At 65.6% G+C, this 20,723-nt stretch carries 19 protein-coding genes; 5 read left to right on the forward strand and 14 right to left on the reverse strand.

What is annotated here, in order from left to right; translation table 11 throughout:
• Positions 1-16 precede the first annotated feature (16 nt).
• Positions 17-928 carry an LpxL/LpxP family Kdo(2)-lipid IV(A) lauroyl/palmitoleoyl acyltransferase gene (gene lpxL / locus HOP03_02670; protein ID NOT87065.1) on the forward strand — a complete coding sequence of 304 codons (912 nt, stop codon included), beginning with the start codon at positions 17-19 and terminating at the stop codon, positions 926-928.
• Here lpxL and HOP03_02675 read toward each other — a convergent pair.
• The 5 genes from HOP03_02675 to HOP03_02695 form a co-directional block, all read right to left on the reverse strand.
• On the reverse strand, positions 919-2,247 hold the full coding sequence (locus HOP03_02675; GenBank protein NOT87066.1) for an O-antigen ligase family protein: 1,329 nt from the start codon (positions 2,245-2,247) through the stop codon (positions 919-921). The genes lpxL and HOP03_02675 overlap by 10 nt on opposite strands.
• Positions 2,244-3,377 carry a glycosyltransferase gene (locus HOP03_02680; GenBank protein ID NOT87067.1) on the reverse strand — a complete coding sequence of 378 codons (1,134 nt, stop codon included), beginning with the start codon at positions 3,375-3,377 and terminating at the stop codon, positions 2,244-2,246. The genes HOP03_02675 and HOP03_02680 overlap by 4 nt, the downstream gene beginning before the upstream one ends.
• 17 nt (positions 3,378-3,394) lie before the next feature.
• On the reverse strand, positions 3,395-3,589 hold the full coding sequence (locus tag HOP03_02685) for a zinc-finger domain-containing protein (protein ID NOT87068.1): 195 nt from the start codon (positions 3,587-3,589) through the stop codon (positions 3,395-3,397).
• 92 nt (positions 3,590-3,681) lie between these two features.
• Positions 3,682-4,263 carry a polyisoprenoid-binding protein gene (locus tag HOP03_02690; GenBank protein NOT87069.1) on the reverse strand — a complete coding sequence of 194 codons (582 nt, stop codon included), beginning with the start codon at positions 4,261-4,263 and terminating at the stop codon, positions 3,682-3,684.
• An 84-nt stretch (positions 4,264-4,347) separates the two neighbouring features.
• On the reverse strand, positions 4,348-4,938 hold the full coding sequence (locus HOP03_02695; GenBank protein NOT87070.1) for a malonic semialdehyde reductase: 591 nt from the start codon (positions 4,936-4,938) through the stop codon (positions 4,348-4,350).
• A 109-nt stretch (positions 4,939-5,047) separates the two neighbouring features.
• Between HOP03_02695 and HOP03_02700 the strand changes: the two genes are divergently transcribed.
• Positions 5,048-6,013: a nucleoside-diphosphate sugar epimerase gene (locus tag HOP03_02700; GenBank protein ID NOT87071.1), complete on the forward strand. Its 966-nt coding sequence runs from the start codon at positions 5,048-5,050 to the stop codon at positions 6,011-6,013.
• A 54-nt stretch (positions 6,014-6,067) separates the two neighbouring features.
• Here the strand turns inward: HOP03_02700 and HOP03_02705 are convergent, their stop codons facing one another.
• The 5 genes from HOP03_02705 to glnE form a co-directional block, all read right to left on the reverse strand.
• Positions 6,068-7,129, reverse strand: coding sequence for a response regulator (locus HOP03_02705; GenBank protein ID NOT87072.1), 1,062 nt, complete (start codon positions 7,127-7,129; stop codon positions 6,068-6,070).
• Positions 7,130-7,409: 280 nt separating this feature from the next.
• On the reverse strand, positions 7,410-7,778 hold the full coding sequence (locus HOP03_02710; GenBank protein NOT87073.1) for a hypothetical protein: 369 nt from the start codon (positions 7,776-7,778) through the stop codon (positions 7,410-7,412).
• A complete protein-coding gene (locus HOP03_02715; protein NOT87074.1) occupies positions 7,775-8,173 on the reverse strand; it encodes a hypothetical protein in 399 nt (132 codons plus the stop codon). The genes HOP03_02710 and HOP03_02715 overlap by 4 nt, the downstream gene beginning before the upstream one ends.
• A gap of 14 nt (positions 8,174-8,187) precedes the next feature.
• Complete coding sequence (locus HOP03_02720) at positions 8,188-8,490, reverse strand: DUF883 family protein (protein ID NOT87075.1); 303 nt, start codon at positions 8,488-8,490, stop codon at positions 8,188-8,190.
• Between the two features lie 144 nt (positions 8,491-8,634).
• The gene (gene glnE / locus HOP03_02725; protein NOT87076.1) at positions 8,635-11,562 is read right to left on the reverse strand and encodes a bifunctional [glutamate--ammonia ligase]-adenylyl-L-tyrosine phosphorylase/[glutamate--ammonia-ligase] adenylyltransferase; all 2,928 of its coding nucleotides are present in this window, start codon (positions 11,560-11,562) and stop codon (positions 8,635-8,637) included.
• Positions 11,563-12,003: 441 nt separating this feature from the next.
• Between glnE and HOP03_02730 the strand changes: the two genes are divergently transcribed.
• On the forward strand, positions 12,004-12,627 hold the full coding sequence (locus HOP03_02730; GenBank protein NOT87077.1) for an acyltransferase: 624 nt from the start codon (positions 12,004-12,006) through the stop codon (positions 12,625-12,627).
• 66 nt (positions 12,628-12,693) lie between these two features.
• Here the strand turns inward: HOP03_02730 and HOP03_02735 are convergent, their stop codons facing one another.
• A complete protein-coding gene (locus tag HOP03_02735) occupies positions 12,694-14,325 on the reverse strand; it encodes an NAD(P)/FAD-dependent oxidoreductase (GenBank protein ID NOT87078.1) in 1,632 nt (543 codons plus the stop codon).
• Between the two features lie 586 nt (positions 14,326-14,911).
• Here HOP03_02735 and HOP03_02740 point away from each other — a divergent pair.
• Positions 14,912-15,904, forward strand: coding sequence for a hypothetical protein (locus tag HOP03_02740; GenBank protein ID NOT87079.1), 993 nt, complete (start codon positions 14,912-14,914; stop codon positions 15,902-15,904).
• A gap of 155 nt (positions 15,905-16,059) precedes the next feature.
• Here HOP03_02740 and groL read toward each other — a convergent pair whose 3' ends face one another.
• Positions 16,060-17,709: a chaperonin GroEL gene (groL, locus tag HOP03_02745; GenBank protein ID NOT87080.1), complete on the reverse strand. Its 1,650-nt coding sequence runs from the start codon at positions 17,707-17,709 to the stop codon at positions 16,060-16,062.
• A 166-nt stretch (positions 17,710-17,875) separates the two neighbouring features.
• Entirely contained in the window at positions 17,876-18,163 is a 288-nt protein-coding gene (locus tag HOP03_02750) for a co-chaperone GroES (GenBank protein NOT87081.1), read from the reverse strand.
• Between the two features lie 423 nt (positions 18,164-18,586).
• On the opposite strand from HOP03_02750, the gene HOP03_02755 reads away from it, so the two are divergent.
• Positions 18,587-19,852: a ferredoxin reductase family protein gene (locus HOP03_02755; protein NOT87082.1), complete on the forward strand. Its 1,266-nt coding sequence runs from the start codon at positions 18,587-18,589 to the stop codon at positions 19,850-19,852.
• A 124-nt stretch (positions 19,853-19,976) separates the two neighbouring features.
• On the opposite strand, the gene HOP03_02760 is transcribed toward HOP03_02755, so the two are convergent.
• Entirely contained in the window at positions 19,977-20,633 is a 657-nt protein-coding gene (locus HOP03_02760; GenBank protein ID NOT87083.1) for a hypothetical protein, read from the reverse strand.
• Positions 20,634-20,723: the final 90 nt, after the last annotated feature.

A 20,723-nucleotide genomic window follows, 5' to 3' on the forward strand; every position in this document is an offset into this window, starting at 1 on the left:
CCCGTACAATGGCCGCATGCCGTTCGCCTTCGACGCCCCGCCGCCGCGATCGCCCCGACACTGGCCGAGCTGGCTCGGCATCGGCGTATTGGCGCTGCTCGCGCGTTTGCCATGGGGGCTGCAGCGGGTGCTCGGCCGCGCATTCGGTGCCGTGCTGCAACGGGCCTTGGGCAAGCGCCGCCGCATCGCCAAGCGCAACATCGCGCTTTGTTTTCCGGAGCTCGATGAGCACGCACGCGCCGACCTGTTGCGTCGACATTTCGCAGCACTGGGCATCGCCATCTTCGAGTTCGGTCGCGCGTGGTGGGGCTCGGTCGCACCGCAGCGCTGCGGGCTGATCATCGAAGGCATCGAACACCTCGAAGCGGCGCAGGCGAACGGTCGCGGCGTGATCGTGGTCTCCGGCCACTTCACCACGCTTGAGATCTGCGCGCGGCTTGCCTGCGATGCCGCACCGCTGGCGGGCATGTATCGGCCATATCCGCAGCCGGCGATGGAATGGGCGGTCCTGCGCGGACGTTCGCGCTACGCGGCCGGCATGTTCGCCAAGGACGATGTCCGCGGCGTGGCGAGGCACCTCAAGCGCGGCGGCCTGCTCTGGTACGCGCCGGACCAGGATCCGAGCAAGGGCGACAGCGTGTTCGTCCCGTTCTTCGGTCAGCCGGCGAAAAGCCTCAAGTCCACCCATCAGCTCGCGCGGCTCTCCGGCGCCGCAGTGGTGATGTTCCAGCATTACCGCCGCGACGATGGCGGTTACACCCTGCGCTTCTGGCCAGCGTTCGAGCAGTTCCCCTCGGACGATGCGGATGCCGACACCGCGCGCGTGATCGCCGCGATCGAAACCATGGCGCGCGATGCGCCCGAGCAATACTTGTGGATCCACCGGCGCTTCAAACGGCGGCCGGATGGGGTGTCGGTCTACGACTGAGGCGCCGGCGCGGCCGTCTCGCGGCCCAACAGGCTGCCTGCGTACAGCGCCGCCAGCAGCAGCGTTACACCGCCCCAGAACGTGGAATAGAACGCGAGGTGGGTGTTGAACGGGAAGACCGTCACCGCCAGCGCCAGCATCGCCGGATATGCGGCGTCGCGCGCTGCGGGCTCGGCGTAACGCCAGGCGCGGCGTGCCATCGCTGCTGCCGAGAGCCACAGCAGCAGGCCGATGGCGCCGGTTTCGCTGAGGATTTCCAGCACGAGTTGATGCGCGTGGAAGGCCGGGCCCATGCCCCATTCGGCGATCGCGCCGTGTTCGGGATCGCAGGCCGGAAAGGCCTCACGGAACCCGCGCGGACCGACACCGTTCAAGGGATGCTGTCTGGTCATGCACCACGCCGCGCGCCAGATCCGGCTGCGGCCCGACAGCGCACTGTCGACACCGGCTTCGTCGGCGGTCAGTGCGTCGAGCGTCCGGTCGATGCGCTCATGCACCTGCGGCGACAGCAGGCCCAACGCGAGCAACAAGACACCGCCGAGCACGAATACCATCGCCAGCCGCCGCCAGCCGAGCAGACGCCAGCCCGAAAGCAGCAGCACGAGACCGAACGTGATCCAGGACGCGCGCGAACCTGCGAGCACGATCACGCTGCCGACCAGGATGGCTGCCAGCAGCCAGCCCCACTGGCCGAACCTGCGGCCGGCGGCGTGCAGCGCGAACGGCGACAAGCTGGCGAAGATCACGCCGAGTTTGAGATTGCATGGCCCGAACGCACCGCTGAGGCGATCCAGCAGCGCGTAATCGTTGGCGGTGCAGAAGCGATGGCCGCTGACCGCGAGCTTCGCCGCATCCAGGCCGAAGAACAGCGCGCTGGTGCCGCTCACCGCCTGCGCCAGCGCATCGAGCGTCCAGACACCGAGGATGACGGCAAGACCGCCGAAGGTGATCCGGCGTCCGCGCGTATCGGCGACTGCGGACGCAGCGAGCCAGAGGAACGGGAGATAGCGCAGATCGGTCGCGACTTCGCCGAAAGCGATCCGACGATCGACGGCATCGAAACAAGCGAGGAGTTCAGGCAGCCAGTACGCGAAGAAGAGGACGCTGGTCAGCGCCCAGGCCTGGGCGCTGAGCAATGCGCCGCCGCCACGGAACCGCACGAACAACAACCGGCCGATCGCGACCAGCGAGCCCAGCGACAACAGGCCTTCGGCGATCCCCGGTATCGGCCACAGCGCCACGTAGGCGAGCACCCAGAACGGCGCCCATCGCCAGCCAGCGGGCGCAGGGACAGCGTCGGTGATTGCGGTGCGTGTCATTCGGGGGCGAGTTCGCGATAAAGATCCAGGGTGGCGACCTGCATCGCATCCAGCGAGTAGCGCTGCAGCCGCAGGGGCATCGTAACGGGAACCGGTGCAGCCTGCGCAAGCAGGTCGCGCACGGCGCGATGCAGGGCATCGGCATCGAACGGCGCCACCGCACCGGCCGGCAACAACTCGCGGAGCAATTCTCCGACACCGCCGTGCGCCCAACCCGCGACCGGGCGCCCGCAGGACAGCGCTTCGATCACGGTGCGCCCGAACGACTCCGGCTTGCGCGACACCTGCAGGACCAGATCGCTGGCCGCATAGGCCTCGGCGATCGCGGCGGTGGGCGGCGTGATCGCCAGTGCCTCCGCGAATCCACCGCGCGCAGCTTCGGCTTCGAGATCGGCGATGTAGGTTTCGCGCCCGGGCTCGCGCGCACCGGGCATCCACAGCCGCGCGTCGAGGCCATCGCCGCGCAGCGCGGCGAGCAGCGCCAATGCATCGGCATGACCCTTGAGCCGCGTACCGCGTCCCGGCAACAGCAGCAGCGGCCCGTCGCCGCCCAGCGATGGATGGATCGCCGCGATGCGCACGCGTGCGTTGCGATCCGGTGAGGGCGCACGCGGAAAGGTGGCCGGATCGATGCCGCGCGGAATGACCCTCAAGATGTCTGCGGCGGTTTCCGGATACTGCTCCAGTATGTAATCGCGAACCGTGTCCGACACGCAGATCACCCGCTCGCCGCGCGCCATGATCGCGCTGTAGCGCGAAGGCGAATTCAAACCGTGCACCGTGGTGACGAAACGTGGACGGCGAGCGGACGGCATGCCGCGCAAGGCGAAACGGCCGACCCACGCCGGCAGGCGCGAACGCGCATGCACGATGTCGATGGCGCTTTCCGCGAACAGCGTACGCAGCCGGCGGACATGCAGGAAGGTCAACGGTGATTTGCGGCCGATATCGAGCGTGATGTGCTCGGCGCCGCTGGCTTCGAGCTGCGCGACCAGACGGCCACCCGCGGAGACGACGATGGCGCGATGCCCGGCGCGCACCAGCGCATCGGCGATTTCCAGCGTGGATCGCTCGACGCCGCCCGAATGCAGCGCCGGCAGCAATTGCACGACGGTGAGGCGGCGCTGCACGGCGCCGGCGTCCGCGATCAATCGATCAGGACGTACTGCGCACCGCAGTACGGGCAGGTGGAGGTGCCACCTTCGGCTTCGATCGGGAGATACACACGCGGATGCGAATTCCACAGCGCCATCGACGGGCTCGGGCAGCTCAGCGGCAGATCGGTGCGATGCACCTCGTAGCGTTGCTGGGCGTTGGCTTGGCTGGGCTGGGAAGCGGTCATGGCGAGTCGTCCTGCGCGAAGGACACAGTTTACCAGCGCAAACCCGCCAGAAAACGCGCCCTCTCCTGTCGGGGAGGGCGCGGGCAACGATCCTACTCGGCCGCTTTGGGCACGATCGCTTCGGTGGTGATCGACAGCTTCACCTGGTCGCTCACGTTCGGCGCGTAGAGGCCCAGACCGAAGTCGGTGCGCTTCACGGTGGTCGTGGCGCTGAAGCCGGCGGCGTCGCGCTTGGCCATCGGCTGCACGCCGGTCTTGTTGATGGTCACGTCCAGCACCACCGGCCTGGTGATGCCCTTGATGGTCAGGTCACCGGTGACTTTCAGCTTGCCTTTGCCGGCGGCCTTCACCGACGTGCTCTTGAAGGTAACGGCCGGAAACTTCTCGGCATCGAAGAAATCGGCGCTGCGCAGATGCGCGTCGAAATCCGGCACGTGCGAATCCAGACCCGACAGCGGGATCGTGACTTCGACCTTCGAGGCGCCGACATTCGCCGGGTCGTAGGTGATGCTGCCGTCGACCTTGCCGAAATGCGCGATCGGATTGGAGAAGCCGAAGTGGCTCCAGCTCGCGACCACATCGGTGTGGTTGGCGTCGATCTTGTAGGTCAGCGGCGCGGCGAAGGCGACGGTGGAAGCCAGCGCGAGGGCGGCGGCGAGCAGCGGACGTTTCATCGGAATACTCCTGGTTGCGATGGGGGCGTGGACACGCGTAAGAGGCGATGACAGCAGGTAAGGGTGCGCGGCGGCGCAGGGGAATCACTCGATGCGGCAGGCTTCCTCGAAGCCCAGCCGCGGCGAGCGCGGGAAAATCGAGGCGCGATCGCCCTGGCCGAGATTGACCAGGAAATTCGAGCGGATCGCGGTGCCAGCGAAAAACGCTTCGTCGAGCTTCGCGTTGTCGAAGCCCGACATCGGGCCGGTATCCAGGCCCAGCGAGCGTGCGGCGAGGATCAGATACGCCCCCTGCAGGCTGCCGTTGCGCAGCGCAACCGTTTCCAGCGCGGCTTCGGACTTGCCGGCGAACCACGCGCGCGCATCGACATGCGGAAACAGCACCGGCAGCTTGTCGTAGAAGGCCATGTCGTAGCCGACGATCACCGTGACCGGCGCCGCCAGCGTCTTTTCGCGGTTGCCGGCATCCAGCGCGGGCGCCAGCCGGGCCTTGGCTTCCGGCGAACGCACGAAGATGAAGCGCGCAGGACAGGCGTTCGCGGCGGTCGGGCCCCACTTCAGCAGGTCGTAGAGGCGATGCAGGGTGGCGTCATTGATCTGCCCGGAGAACGCGTTGTAGGTGCGGGCAGTACGGAACATTTGGTCGAGCGCGGTATCGGTCAGCGGTGAAGACATCGGTCTGGTGATCCCAAGCGTGTGAAGATGGTCGCGAGGCGGCAGTGTAGAGTCCGCTCGGCTTTACGGCAGCTGCGTCACGGAAACGATTCGAGTCAAATTCGGAACAATGCGAGAGAATAACGTCAATTCAATCCAAATTTGCGCGATAAGCGACGGCCGGGCCGGCAACGCCCGCCAGGCCGAGGCGGTGGGCGGCGCGCTCGCCGATGACGTCACCGCATTCACGCTGGAACCGCGCGCGCCATGGCGCTGGACCGCACCACGACGTTGGCCCGGAGCCGAACGCGCGTATGGCCACGCATTCGCCGCACTGCTCGATGCGCCGCCTGCGGTCGCCATCGGCTGCGGCAGGCAGGCGGCATTGGCCACCCGGCTGCTGCGCGGGCGCGGTGCGAAAGCCGTGCAGATCCTCGACCCGCGGCTCGATCCGACGCACTGGGACTTCATCGTCGTTCCGGAACACGATCCACTGCGCGGGCCGAACGTCATCACCACGCTCGGCAGCCTGCATCCGATCGACGACGCCTGGCTGGCGCGCGCGCGCAGCGAATTCGCCGCCTTCGCCGAATTGCCCCGACCGATCAATGCGATCCTGCTGGGTGGAAGCTCGCGACATGCGCGCTTCGACCGCATGGCCTTCGAAGTGCTGGCATCGAAACTGGAAGCGGTGCTCGCGCGAGAAGGCGGCAGCGTGCTGCTGACCGCCTCGCGACGCACACCGAAAGAATTGCGCGACGTGCTGCAGCATCGCTACGACGATACGCCCGGCGTGGCCTGGCGCAACAGCGAAGACGGACCGAACCCCTATGCCGGTCTGCTGGCGTGGGCCGACCGCATCGTCTGTTCGCCGGACTCGGTCAACATGATCACCGAAGCCTGCGCCACACGCGTGCCGGTATTCGTATTCGATCCCGGCCGTGTGCGTGGCCGTCCACGCGCGTTCCTCGACACGCTGCTCGATCGTGGCCGCATTCGCGCGATGGACGCGCGACTCGATGCGTTCGATGTCGAACCCCTGCGCGAAACCGCACGCGTCGCCTCGATCCTCCGGGAATGCCTGGGTCGAGCCTGAATCGCGTCCGGGCGATGCATGCGCGAGACACACGCATGCAAACCACCACGCCGGTCAGCTGCGATAACCGCGAGCCGTCAATTGCGCTCGATCGTTGCGGAAATACTTCATCAATGCCTTGTCGACCGCCCGACTGAACGTCTCCCAGGTGATCGGTTTGATCAGGTAGTGATCGCAACCCGCCAGCATGCCGCGGGCGCGGTCGAACGGCGAGGAACGCGAGGTCAGCATCAACACCGGCATCGAACGGGTGTGCGGATTGCGCCGGATATTGCGGCACAGCTCGTAACCGTCGGAACCGGGCATGACCACATCCAGGAACGCGATATCGAATCTGCATTGCTCGGTCAACGACAGCGCCATCTCGGCATTTTCGGCGGACTCGCTGTTGATCCCCAAGCGCCGCAAGGCGCCGCACAGTTGTTCGCGCACCGCGAGACTGTCGTCGACCACGAGGGCATACAGCTCGCCACCGGGCAATGCATCGTCGCTGGCAACGACGCCATGCGGACCGGCCATCACTTCGATCTGAGTGGTTCGTCTGTCCTTGATGACGACTTCCGTGGGAAGCCAGCGCTTTTTCTCGCCGTGTTCGTGCTTGATCAGATCGGTCAGGGTGCCGATGATTTTCAGGAACAGCGACCGGCTTTCGATCCTGTAAGGCGAGTCTCCGGTCGAACCCTGCTCGGAAATGGTGATCGAAACCAGTTCCGGGTTGGCTTCGCGCAATACTCGGTAGGCTGAAATCCCTTCCGGCGATGTCGCATCCACGACTGCGATCTGCACGTGCTCGCTCGTGTCTTGCGCGACGACCCGAAGTGCATCGCCATCGATGCGTGTGGAGTTGATGACGTAGGAAAGTACGCGCGCGTTTCTGGCGGACAAGCCGCACAAAGCGATTGTGAGTTGCATCCGCGCCCCTTCGTACTGACCCTGACCAAAGCTCAACTTTGCCGCATGCAGGCACGGGATTCGTCGAACGGACCACCGCTCGACATCGATCCCGGCACTGATAGCGCCATGGCCAGTTTCACTTCGATCCCGACACAGGCAACCTGTCGAATGTGACAGTTCGGCGCGAACGCCCATGCGCATTGTCTGGATTTTCAAGCGCATGCGTGATCGCATCCATGCCGCATGCGCCGATCGTTCGACTAAAGGCGATGCCCGGATCGCCCAAGGATCCGGTCCCGCAGACGGGCGCTACCGTCCGGTGCGTACGCCACAGCTGCATTCAGCGCATCGATCGATACGAAAAAAACCGGCATGCAAGCCAATGCAAGCCGCGAAACGAATTCGCGCAGCGCCGGCATCAGGAAGTGGAAACGCATCCAACGTCGAACGGGCAGGGCTCGCGCCGTCTGTGATCGACGCCAAGCCCAGTCGAACCTTCGTGTCAGGCGTCCGGAGATCGCGACCCGGTCATCCGCGCTTCGGCGTTCTTTTTCGTCGCACGCATACCGATCGCCACCGCGCCGATCGCCACGGCCGCCAACAGCGGCCTGCGCTTCAATGCGCGCACCGCGCCCAGCGCGAGCGCGGCCAGCCATGGCCGACCCGTGACCGAGCTGGCGAGCAACCCCACCCAACTGCTGCGGCTGGAGACGGCTGCGCCGAGAGTACCGGCGACCGATGCGAAATCACGGAGTCGCCCCGTGCTGCCGCGCAACTCGCGCAACGATGCCGCGACTTCTCCGCGTTCGACCGCCGCGCGCATGCGCAACATCTCCATGCGCAACTCGCGGTTCCTGGATGCTCCGCTCATACCTCTCCTCCGTCGCCCGCTTGAACTCTCTTGTCGGCCAGCAACGCATCGCGATCGTTGGACAGCTCGCGCAGCGTTGCCGACAGGACCGGCGGCGCAGCAGAGATTTCGCCCGTCAATTTGCGGAACACCAGCACGGCGCTCACTCCATAGAGCGCGAACAGCACCGCAAGGGTGATCCAGCCGTAGCGCGGCCACAACGCGACCGTGACCAGCGCCGAACCGGCGATCAGGGCCAGCAGCACCAGCACCATCGCGAACAGCGCCAGCGCGACCCATCGGATCAGCTGGACGCGGGTCTGCGCGAGTTCCAGCGATGCGAACTCGGCACGGGACAGGAGAAGATTGACCGTGGCCGCCGACAGGCGGCGCACGGCATCAAGCGGCGAGGCCACGACCGCGACGCCGGTCAGCGCCGCGAAACGAGCAGGCCGATCAGGAAGCCGACACCGGCGGCAACGCCGATCGCGCCCCACGGGTTTTCGTGGACGAAATCGTCGGTGGCCCGAGCGGCAGCGCGGGTATTGGCGGCCACGGCCGACTGCGCATCGCTCAGCCGCTGCTTGGCGCGGTCGAGCGCTTCGCTGGCGCGGGCGCGGAGGGCCTGCGCGCGGTCGCCGGTGGCGGTGGCGGCCTCGTCGAGCAGCGCCTCGACGTCTTCCAGCACGACTTTGGCGTCGGTCACCAACTCATCGGTATTCAGGATATTGATCTTCGACATGGCTCACTCCTCGGGGGTACGTTCGGGATGTGTTGCGACGCTCGTCGGTTGCGAGCGATCCGGCCGTGAGGATAGCGCGCGAAACGGTGGAAACCACCGATCACGCCCGGATTGCCCGCAACCGTTGATCATCGATCAAGATTTCCGGTCGAATCGGGAAAAAACAAGGGGGGCGGCTGCAGATCGCATGACCGCCGCAGTGCCATCGGGCGAAATGCCGAACATTCGCACCGCCGCAGCGACGACAGCGCGCGCCTCGTCGATGCCGACCTCCGGCACGACGATCCGCGCCCTGCGGTCGAGGGTACAGCGCAACCCCGCACCGACCAGGGCCGCATGGGCCGTGCGCAGCCGGGCCGCGGTATCCGCATCGAATGCCGCTTCGGCTTCCAGCGCGCCGATCAGCCCCGGCGTGTCGCGCAGCACGAGCAACGCTGGCTTGGCCTCCGATTCGCGCAGCACGAGATATTGCAACAGGAATTCGAGATCGACCAGCCCGCCTTCGCCCTGCTTCAGATCGAAGCGCGCCGCGGTGGAACGGTCGAGCTCGGCGCGCATCCGCGTCCGCATCGAGACGACATCCTCACGCAGTTTTTCCGCATCGCGCGGCTGCGCCAGCGTCTGTGCGCGCACGCGCTCGAATTCGGCGCACAGCGCGGCATCGCCGGCGACCGCGCGCGCGCGCACCAGCGCCTGATGCTCCCAGGTCCACGCACGATGCCGCTGATAGTCCTCGAAACTAGCGATCGTCGACACCAGCAGGCCCTTCGCACCGTCGGGGCGCAGGCGTACATCGACGTCGTACAGTCGACCGGCGCCGGTCGGCGCCCCCAGCAGCGCGACGACCTTCTGCGCCAGACGCGCACTCCAGCGCGACGCATCCAGCGCGCGCGCGCCATCGGACATCGCATCATGCGGCGCGGCGTAGACGAACACGATATCCAGGTCCGAGCCGAACCCGAGCTCACGCCCACCAAGACTGCCGTAACCCAGCACCGCGAAACGCGCATCGGCGATGCGTCCGTGCTGGGCTTCGAGTTCGCGCACCGCAAGGCGATACACCGCATCGACCATCGCATCGGCCAATGCGGCGAGCAGGCGCGCGGCGCCGATGCCATCGACGCGGCGATCCAATGTCGCCAGTGCGATGCGGAAGCCCAGCGCCTGGCGCGCCTCGTTGAGCGCGAGCAGGGCGGCTTCGGAATCCTCCTGGTGCAGTGCGGTCTCGCAGGCCGCGATGCATTCCTCGCGACGCGGCAGCGGTCCGGCGACGCGCTGGTCGAGCAGTTCGTCGAGCAGCAGCGGATGCGCGGCAAGTCGTTCGCCGAGCAGGGCGCTGCGCACGAGCACATCGATCAACCGCGACAGCGCCGCCGGCTGTTCGTCGAGCAGGGCGAGATAGCTGGCGCGGCGCAGGATCGCATGCAGCATCGCCAGCAAACGGCGCAGCGCGAGCAGCGGCTCGGGCGAGACCGCGAGGGTCGCGAGCAGCGTCGGCATCAGCCGGTCGAGCCGGCCGCGAGCGGTATCGGACAAGTCGCGCACGCCCGGCGCGCGCGCGAAATCGCGCAGCGCCTGATCGACCTCATCGCTCTGCGCGAAGCCCGCTTCGACCAGCGCGTCGCTGGCGCCCGCCTCACGCTCATCGGCATCGCGTCCGGCACTGCCTCGTCCAGCACTGCCGCGCCCGACGTCGTCGTGCAGCCGGCGCCAATAGGCCACCAGCGCATCCGGCTGCGCGGCGCGCTCGCGCGGCGCCAGCAACGCGTCGAACTCCTGGCTCACACGTTCGCGATGCATCTGCAGCCGGGATTGCAGCGCATCCCAACCCGGCTCGCCGAGCCCCCGTGCCAGCCGCGTGCGATCCAGCGGATCGGCCGGCAACGCCTGTGTCTGCGCATCGCGCAGCATCTGCAGCCGATTTTCGAGCAGGCGCAGAAACCGGTACGCCGCAAGCAGGGCGTCGCGGGTCTCTTCGGTGAGATGGCGACCTTCGCACAGCGCACGCAGCGCCGGCTGCAGGCGTCGTTCGCGCAATGCCGGTTCGCGCCCGCCGCGGATCAACTGCAGTGCCTGCGCGAGGAATTCGACCTCGCGAATACCGCCCGGGCCGCGCTTGATGTCGTCGGCCATCTCCTTGCGCGCGACCTCGGCGGCAATCGTCGCCTTCATCTCGCGCAGACCGTCCAGCGCGCCGTAGTCGAGATAGCGGCGATAGACGAACGGCCGCAGTGCGTCGAGGAAACGCGCACCGGCTGCGGAATCGCCGGCGACCGTGCGCGCCTTCTGCCAGGCGTAGCGCTCCCAGTCGCGGCCCTCGCGCTGGAAGTACTGCTCCATCGCCGTGAACGACAATGCGATGCGACCCGCGCTGCCGAACGGTCGCAGGCGCAGATCGACGCGATGGCAGAAACCTTCGGCCGTGACTTCATCGAGCAGCTTCGCCAACTGTTGGCCGAGCCGCGCGAAATAATCCTCCGCCGCGAGCGAACGCGCCCCATCGCTGTCGCCATCCTGTTCGTAAGCGTAGACCAGGTCGACGTCGGAACTGAAGTTCAGTTCGCCGCCGCCGAGTTTGCCCAGCGCGAACACCACCAGCCGGACCGGCACGCCACCGATGCCGCGCACCGTGCCGGAACGCTGCACGAACTCGGCTTCCAGCGCGGACAGCGCGCACTGCAGACAGTCCTCGGCCAGCCGCGTGGTGCCGGCGAGCGTTTCGTCGAGGGTGTCCAAGCCGTTCACATCGCGCCAGATCAGGCGCACCGATTCGGCTTGGCGGTAGCGGCGCAACAGCATCGGCCAATCGGCGCGATGCTCGGCGGTCAATGCCGGCAGCGGCAGCGACGCGGCGCCATCATCGTGCAGCAGTCGCGCCAGCAACGCGGGCTGACGCATGCAGACATCGATCGCGAAGTCGCTGGCGAGGGCCAGCGCGCGGATGCGCGCATCCGCGACAGCATCGTCGGGCATGGCGTTGCCGGTCGGATCCATGCGCGTCGCTCGCAATCGTGCGAGCGCACGTTCGGCGGTCATCGTCATCGAAAGGTTGGCGTGTTCCATGCGCGGATTCTGGCATCAAGGGACTGGCACGACGCGGATCGGCCGGACCCGGGTCATGCGCGGACCCGGGTCACACGAGCGCGGGCCGCAGAAGCGCAGGTCATAAAAAAGCCCGCCCCGGTCGAACCGGTAACGGGCTTGCTCCCTCCCCCACGTCGGGATGCGTCGGCATCGTGAAGGAAGCGTTATCCCAACGCACGCTGCACTGCAAAAAGATACCGGTGAGTTCAGGAACCCCTCCAGCGTCGAAATCTCCGGCCAGTCTGCAGCAGCGGGCCGCAGGCCCCGGCTGGGCTGGTTGCGTGCTTTTTCCAGACGCCGCAGGCAAGCCCATGATTTTGTTCGAGTGGGAAATGCCGGGAACGCCCGGGTCGACGATTTACTCCAACGGAATGACGTAAGGTCGTTTTCCTCGCCGCGCATGCCCCGGAGCCGCTGTTGATGCACGCACCACACCCCGAGACACCTGCAGAGGTACGGATCACGCTGCCGATGCCGCCGCAGGCGCCACGCGCAGGAACACGCATCTGGGAACGCAGGGTCGCCACCTGGGTATTGCGTGCCGGCGGCTGGCGGATGCGCGGCGAATTGCCGGATCTGCCCAGGGCGGTGCTGATCGCCGCACCGCACTCCTCCAACTGGGACGGCATCTGGATCTACTTCGCGGCGACGGCGATGGGATTGGATATCAGCATTCTGGGCAAGCAGGTGCTGTTCAAGATCCCCGTACTCAATTTCATCCTGCGGCGCTATGGCGGCATCCCGGCGGTCGCCGCCGCTGGCGACACCATGTTCGACCAGACGGTTCGGCTGCTGCAGCAGAGCGATCGCTGCTGGGTCGGCATTGCCCCCGAGGGCACGCGCAAACAGGTCGCGCGCTGGCGGATCGGTTTCTGGAAGATCGCCAGCGCCGCCGATGTGCCGATCGTGCCGGTATATCTGCATTACCCCGACAAAGTGATCGGGGTGATGCCCGTCTTCCACACCAGCGGCAATATGCAGGCGGATATCGCGCAGCTGCGCGAAAGCTATCGCCCTTGGCAAGGGAAGCATCACGGTATCTGACGACCTGGGCGCAGATGGATCCGCGCGCGCCTCTGCACACGGCGCGCAGTGGCGAAACGTGTGGCCTCAGTCCGGGCGCGGACCGCGTCCGGCATCGCGCAGGATCTCGCGCGCGGCGTTGCGCCCCGGCAAACCGGTGACGCCACCGCCGGGATGCGTGCCCGAGCCGCAGAGATACAGGCCCGGAATCGCGCCGCGATAGTTGCCCTGCCCCAGCAGTGGCCGCGCCGAGAACAGCTGGTCCGGCCCCAGCGCACCATGGAAGATGTCGCCGCCGATCAGGCCGAAGGTGCGCTCCAGATCCAGCGGCGACAGCGCCTGATAGCCCAGCACACTGCTCCGGAAGTTCGGCGCCCAGGCGTCGACCGTGTCGATCATGAGATTCGCGACCGTCTCGCGATGCGCATCCCAACCGCCATCGACGTCGGGATGCACGTGCTGGCAGAACAGGCTGGCGACATGCTGCCCGGGGGGCGCGAGGGTGTCGTCCAGCGTTGAGGAGATCACCAGTTCGACGATGGGCTTTCTCGCCCAACCGGCGTTGTGCTCTTTCGATTTGGCATCGAAATACGCCTGCTCGAAATAGCGCAGCGACGATCCGATCAGGATGCCGCTCTGGTGATGCGACTGCAGATGCGTGCCCGGCGCCGCAGCGAAATCCGGCAGCTCGCTCAGCGCGACATTCATCCGGAACGTGGCCGAGCCGCAGCGATAGCGCGCGATCCGCGACTTGGTGTCTTCATCCAATGCGTGCTGCGGCACAAGCTTCTGGTAAAGCAGTTTCGGATTGACGTTCGACACTACCATCGACGCCGCGATTTCGCTGCCATCGGCCAGCACCACGCCCACCGCTCGCCCGTCCTTCACCCGCACCTGCGCGACTTCGGCGTCGGTGTCGATGCGCACGCCGCGCGCCGCGCATTCTTTCGCCATCGCCTGGGTGATCGCACCCATGCCACCGATCGCGTGCCCCCATGCACCGGTCTTGCCGTTCACTTCGCCGAACACGTGATGCAGCAGCACATAGGCCGAACCCGGCGTGTACGGACTGGCGAAATTGCCGACCACCGAATCCCAGCCCAGCGCGGCTTTCAACGGCTCGCCCTCGAACCAGCCATCGAGCAGATCGCCTGCGGATTTCGCGAACAGATCGAGCAGGTCGCGGCGCGCACCCATGTCCAGCGTCTTCAGTTGTTTCGCGACCGAAAACGACGCCAGCCAATCGGCCAGCACGAAACGATCGGATACGTTCGGCGGCGCGCGCAGCATCAGCTCGCGCAGCACGACGACGACGCGATCGAGCATCGCGTAATACTTCGGCAATTGTTCCGCATCGCGCTTCGACCAGCGCGCGATATCGGCGGCGCCGTGCTCGCCACCGAGCCGGAACGATTGCCCATCGGGCAGCGGCAGGAAATTCGAATACGGCCGCTCCACCACCCGCAGACCATGTTCCTGCAGGCGCAGGTCGCGGATCACGCGCGGATTCAGCAGACTGACGGTGTAACTCGCCACCGAGTTGCGGAAGCCCGGATGGAATTCCTCGGTCACCGCCGCGCCGCCGACGATGCTGCGCCGTTCAAGCACCCGCACCTTCAATCCCGCCGCAGCAAGATAGGCAGCGCAGACGAGTCCGTTGTGGCCGCCACCGAGAATCAGGACATCGGTGTTGGTCTGGGTGTCGGCGGCTGCGGGCATGCGGGTCTCGGGGCTCGATCGTGGCCCGAATCATCTCCCGCGCCTGCGGAAAACGGAAGTCCCGAGCGATATCAAGCAATCGGCATCCTTCCGGCTCATGCAGTGCCTTCAATGCAATTACCCTCTCGATCCATCCTGATCCCGCACTGTGCAAATGAGGTCATTGCGGAAATTCCCCGCACGCGATCCGGCCAACGCCGTGAACGCCGCGAATCGTTGCGCGCAGCGAGTGTCGGGCATTCTTTGGAAAAGTCTCCTGCCGGGATCGTGCAATCGACTGGCGAAGCGCGAGGCAGTTCGCGCCCCCATCACCGGAATCTTGCGCCGCAATCACCGGAATCTTGCGCACCCACAGCGAAAATGCTAAACGAGACCTACTTCGGTCGACGGGTTCGGGGGATCGGATCCGTCCATCGAAGCGCGATTCACCACGCGATGGAATGCCAAGCTGCGGCACAGGACGCCGCATGCCGAGGGTGATCCATCTGCGGTCCAGCCGAAGAGGCCACGGCGATGTCGCCGTCGCATTCCCGGCATCGCCCAGCGTCTCTTCACGGACGTCCACATCGAATCAAGGAGTGTTTCCATGAAATGTTTGCCTGCACTGATCCTGGCGGTCTCCGCCACGTTCACGCTGCTCACTGCCGCGCATGCGGCGCCTGCCGACACGTCGACCACGGCCGCCGGCCCTTCCGCAGAAGCCCCCATCGAGCCCGGACAGTTGCAGACCCGTCTGCTGCGCAGCGACAGCGACGACATCGCCGGCACCATGAGCAGCGCTTCGGGCGCGATGTCCTTCAGCACCACAAGCCTGCAAACCGGGAAAGCGGCCGTCAAAGGCGGCGCACCGGATCGCGTGCAGGCACGTCTCGAAATCAACGGCGCGGTCATCGATCATGAAATCGACTATGCAGCGGGAACGCTCACCGTGCGCACGGCATCGCCGTTGACCATCGGTGCGGCGGATCGCGATGTGTTGAGGACCTTCCACACCGAACTCGGCCGCAGCCTGTCGGCGCAGGCCGGTGGCATGCAAAGCATGCCCAAAGCGCACGACATGCTCTGGCGTCTGGCGGAAATGTATTCGGAAGTGCCGCTCGGCAAGCGTCTGTCGACCCAATGGGTGATCCGCCACGACAACAACGCCGCGCGCGCTGAACCTGCACCGACAGCGGTCGCCGAAGCCGGTGCATGGCAACCTGCCGCAGGCACGCCCTCGGTGGTCGCGCTGGCGTGCAGTGAACAGGGCGGCGGCAGCTTCACCAATCTGCACAACATCGTCGATGTCTGCAGAAGCAATCAGGCGTTCTATCGCGCTTCCGCGCACGATTACTGCCCGACGCACGGTTATTCCAGCAAGAGCGTCGCCTACGGCTGCGGCGCCAGTTCCTGCCCGGGCCGCTGCGGCGCGGGCTGCGGCGTCGCGGACGGTCTCGGCGCCTGGTACCAGGACTGTCTCGATCACGACGTCTGCAATCGCGACCACAACTCGCAGCTCGGCGCCTGCGGCGACGAATGGACCGAGGCCGCCGACGACTATGCGTTCGGCGCGATCTCCTGCTACACCACCTGCCACTGAATTCCGCCACGGCTACAAAGAAAAACCCCGCATCGCTGCGGGGTTTCTATAACGCGACATCCTGCGGAGCGAGCGAAGGCCAAGGATGGCCTTCGCTTGGACGTAGCCCGGTGCTGAGCGAAGCGAAGCCCGGGTTAATCGATCAGGATGATCGATTAAAAATCCATACCGCCCATGCCGCCCATGCCACCGCCGCCGCCCATGCCGCCACCGGCCGCGTCGTCTTTCTTCGGCGCTTCGGCAACCATCGCTTCGGTGGTGATCATCAGACCAGCGATCGAGGCCGCGTTCTGCAGCGCCGAACGCGTGACCTTGGTCGGGTCGAGAATACCGAACGCGATCATGTCGCCGTATTCGCCGGTCGCGGCGTTGTAGCCGTAGTTGCCGGTACCTTCGGCCACGTTGTTCAGCACCACCGACGACTCTTCGCCACAGTTGGCGACGATCTCGCGCAGCGGGGCTTCCATCGCGCGCTTGGCGATGTTGATGCCGTGGTTCTGGTCTTCGTTCGCGCCCTTCAAGCCAGCGATGGCCTGCAGTGCACGGATCAGGGCGACGCCGCCGCCCGGGACCACGCCTTCTTCCACTGCGGCGCGCGTGGCGTGCAGGGCGTCTTCAACGCGGGCCTTCTTTTCCTTCATTTCGATTTCGGTCGAAGCACCGACCTTGATCACCGCAACGCCGCCGGCGAGCTTGGCGACGCGCTCCTGCAGCTTCTCGCGATCGTAGTCCGAAGAAGTTTCTTCGATCTGCGCCTTGATCTGCTTGATGCGGCCCTGGATGGTGTCGCCGACGCCAGCGCCGTCGATGATGGTGGTGTTTTCCTTCGAGACCTGGATCTTCTTGGCGCGGCCCAGATCCTTGATCGTGGCCTTCTCCAGCGACAGGCCGACTTCTTCCGAAATCACGGTACCGCCGGTGAGGATGGCCATGTCTTCCAGCATCGCCTTGCGACGGTCGCCGAAGCCCGGGGCCTTCACGGCGCAGACCTTGACGATGCCGCGGATGGTGTTGACGACGAGGGTCGCCAGCGCTTCGCCTTCGACTTCTTCGGCGACGATCAGCAGCGGCTTGCCCGACTTGGCGACGCCTTCGAGCACCGGCAGCAGGTCGCGGACGTTCGAGATCTTCTTGTCGTGCAGCAGGATGTACGGGTCGTCCAGCTCGGCCGACATCGACTGCTGGTTGTTGATGAAGTACGGCGACAGGTAGCCGCGATCGAACTGCATGCCCTCGACGACGTCGAGTTCGTTGTCCAGGCCCGAGCCTTCTTCAACGGTGATCACGCCTTCCTTGCCGACCTTCTTCATCGCGTCGGCGATGATGTTGCCGATCGACTCGTCGGAGTTGGCCGAGATCGTACCGACCTGGGCGATCGCCTTGTCGTCGGCGGTCGGCTTGCTCATCGCTTTGAGCTCGGCGGTCGCGGCGACCACGGCCTTGTCGATGCCGCGCTTGAGGTCCATCGGGTTCATGCCGGCGGCGACCGCCTTCATGCCCTCGCGGATCAGCGCCTGTGCCAGCACGGTCGCGGTGGTGGTGCCGTCGCCGGCGTTGTCGGAGGTCTTGGACGCGACTTCCTTCACCATCTGCGCGCCCATGTTCTCGAACTTGTCGGCCAGCTCGATCTCCTTCGCGACGGACACGCCGTCCTTGGTGATCGTGGGGGCGCCGAAGCTCTTCTCGAGCACGACGTTGCGGCCCTTCGGACCGAGGGTGGCCTTGACGGCATTGGCGAGGACGTTGACGCCGCGCACCATGCGCGCGCGGGCGTCTTCACCGAAACGGATATCTTTGGCAGCCATTGCGATAACTCCAGAAATTTGTGGATTCGTAGGGTGGGCTTGATGCCCACCATTGCAGAATGTCTGTTCGCGTCGTGCGCGGATCGAAGCGGTTTCGATCGCTGCAACCTTCCTTATCGGAAGGATTGCACGGTGGGCATCAAGCCCACCCTACGCACCTCTGCGATCAACCGAGGATCGCGAGGATGTCGTCTTCTTTGACGATCTTGTATTCGACACCTTCGTGCTTGTAGGCCGAACCGGCGTACTGGCCGTAGATCACCTTGTCGCCGACCTTCACCTTGGGGGTGCGCACGGTGCCGTTGTCCAGCGCCTTGCCCTCGCCCACGGCCAGCACTTCGCCCTTGGTCGGCTTTTCCTTGGCGTTGTCGGGGATGTAGATGCCGCCGGCAGTGACTTCTTCGGCTTCGATCGGCTTGACGACCACACGGTCGTAGAGCGGCTTGAGATTCATGAGAACCCTCGCAAGTGGTTGATTGATGGGAGAAAGGGCGGCGATTTTAGCAGTCCCCGGTGGGGAGTGCCAAAGCCGAGGCCAAAAAACGCCCTGAGTTTCGGGACGGGCCAAAGATGGGGGGCTTCGGCGGGGTTTCAAGGGGCGCGAGCGGCAAGCGGTCTGCCGAGAGGCTGCGCGTTCGCAATCCATCGGCACCGCACACGGGCCGTCTCTCTGGTAGGTCTGCGCACCCATGGGGCCGGCCGACGGCGGATCCGGTGCAAGGCTGCGAAACGCTCGGGCATTTCGCACGTAACCCGATCATTTTCATGGCTTATTGCATCAAAGCGGCACGTCTTGAGCGACATCAAGATGGTGCGCACGGAAGGGGCTATGGTCCATCGGTGCCAGATATCCCGCTGGCCAGCCGGACGCCATCCCATGCGCCTCAACACGTGGTCGTTCCTCTCCGGCCTTGTACTGGTGAGCTTCGTGGTCGTGGCCCGGGAGCTGCCCGCCGGCACGCGCCTGACGATGGCGGCCTTCAGCCTGTCCTCCGGCGTCGTCGCACTGGTGCTGATGGCCGCAGCGGCGCTCCTGGGCGCACGATGGTCTGTTGTCGAAAGCGCATTCGGCGGTCTGGACCGGGTTTACGAAACGCATAAATGGCTCGGCGTATGGGCGCTGGCATTCGCGTCCGTGCACCTGGTGTTCAAGGCCGGAATGCAGGGCTGGGACACGGCCGCGATCCTCTCGTTGCCGCCGTCCTACGTCAGGCTGGTGCGGCAATTGAGCTTCGTGGCCCTGATGCTGATCGTGTTGCTGGCCTTGAACCGCAAGATCCCCTATCGCACCTGGCGCTGGTGGCACAAATTGTCGGGGCCGCTGTTCCTGATCGTGGTCCTGCACTGGCTCAGCTTCAAGACACCGATCGTGCTGGCATCGCCGGCCGGTCTCTGGCTGGCGACGGTCGCGACACTCGGTCTGGCGGGCGCGCTGTACAAGCTGCTGCTCTATCCGGTCTTGTCCAGGCATGCCGAGTACAAAATCGTCGACATCGTGCCGGGCCCGGCGGCGATCGCGCTGTCGTTGCAACCGGTGGGAAAACGCATCGCTTTCGAACCGGGCCAGTTTGCATTCGTGTCGATCCAATCACCCGGACTGCGCGAGCCGCATCCGTTCACGATCGCCTGTCCGAATGCGCCCGGCGAACCCATCCAGTTCCTGGTGCGCGCCCTGGGCGACTACACCGGCACACTGGTCGCGGACGCGAGCATCGGCATGCACGCCGACGTCTATGCACCGTTCGGTCGCTTCCAGCGTCCGACCGCTTCGAAACGCGAAATCTGGGTGGCGGGCGGCATCGGCATCTCACCGTTCATCGCCTGGCTCCGCGATGGCGCCGCGACCGGGCTGGAGCGGGTGACGCTGTTCCATTTCTACACGCCCGGACGCGAGTTCCCCAGCATCGAAGCGCTGGATACATTGACCCGGGAACGCGGCGTCGAATGCGTGCAGGTGCCCGACGGAAGCATGTCCGCCGCTTTCCGCGATCGCTTCGGCGAGATCGCGCGGAGCATCGCAACCACCGATATCGACATCTGTTTCTGTGGCCCGAAGGGCCTGTTGACGGATCTTCGCGCAGCGATGGCCGAACACGGCTTACCCGCCTCGAAGCTGCGCTTCGAGCGGTTCGATTTCCGCTGAGGGCATGCGCGAACGATTCCGGCGTACCGGATACCGCCGCTTCAACGCAACGGGCGGCGGATCGCTCCGCCGCCCGTCGATCACGTCCACACCCGGGGTCCGACCGGGCGGCGGCCCCAAAATCTCATCGCACGTAGAACATGCCCGCATAGAACGGGCCCTGCGGCACGCCGCCGGTTTCGCCCAATGCACGAATGGTGATGGTCTGCAGGGTTTCGCCTGCCGAGGCACGAATACCGAGGTAACCGACCTGAGGTGCGACCGGGTAGTAGCCCAGATCCTGGCCGTTGACCGTGACGACGAAACCATAGGTGATCTGGAAATCGGGTTGACCATCCAGCGTCGGCAGTAAATCGAAACCGAATTCGGTCGTCGGCTGGGTGAATGCGACCTCGATCACGCGACCTTGCGTCGCGGGGTTCCAGTTGATCCAGCGCTTCACTTTCAGGCCATCGACTTTTGCTTCGCGCGTGCGACCGCGATCGTCGGTCGTCATCGGAACGGGCATGCCCATCGAGCCCACCGAATTGTAGCCGTACACGTATTTCAGCTGGAAACGGTTGCACGTTACCGCAGCAAGATCGTTGAAGCCGACGCATTCCTCACCGGGAAGCTGTGCCAGCGCAACCCCCAGCGGAACCTTCAGTTTCCTCGAATCGACCACCACCCAACTGTAGCGCGTGGCTTCCGCGCCAGGAAATTGGGTGACTTCGGCAGCGCTGGCAGCAGCCGGCAACAGCATGGCCAGCAACGACATTGAAGCAATTGCGATTCGTTTCATGGAGCGTCTCCGTGTGGCATGCCAGGGATACAAGATCCGCTACGGTGCCCTGCCCGCGCGCGATCCGCTTTGTTGTCTAGCCCAACGCCC

This window comes from Lysobacter sp., assembly GCA_013141175.1.
Lineage (GTDB): Bacteria > Pseudomonadota > Gammaproteobacteria > Xanthomonadales > Xanthomonadaceae > Lysobacter_I.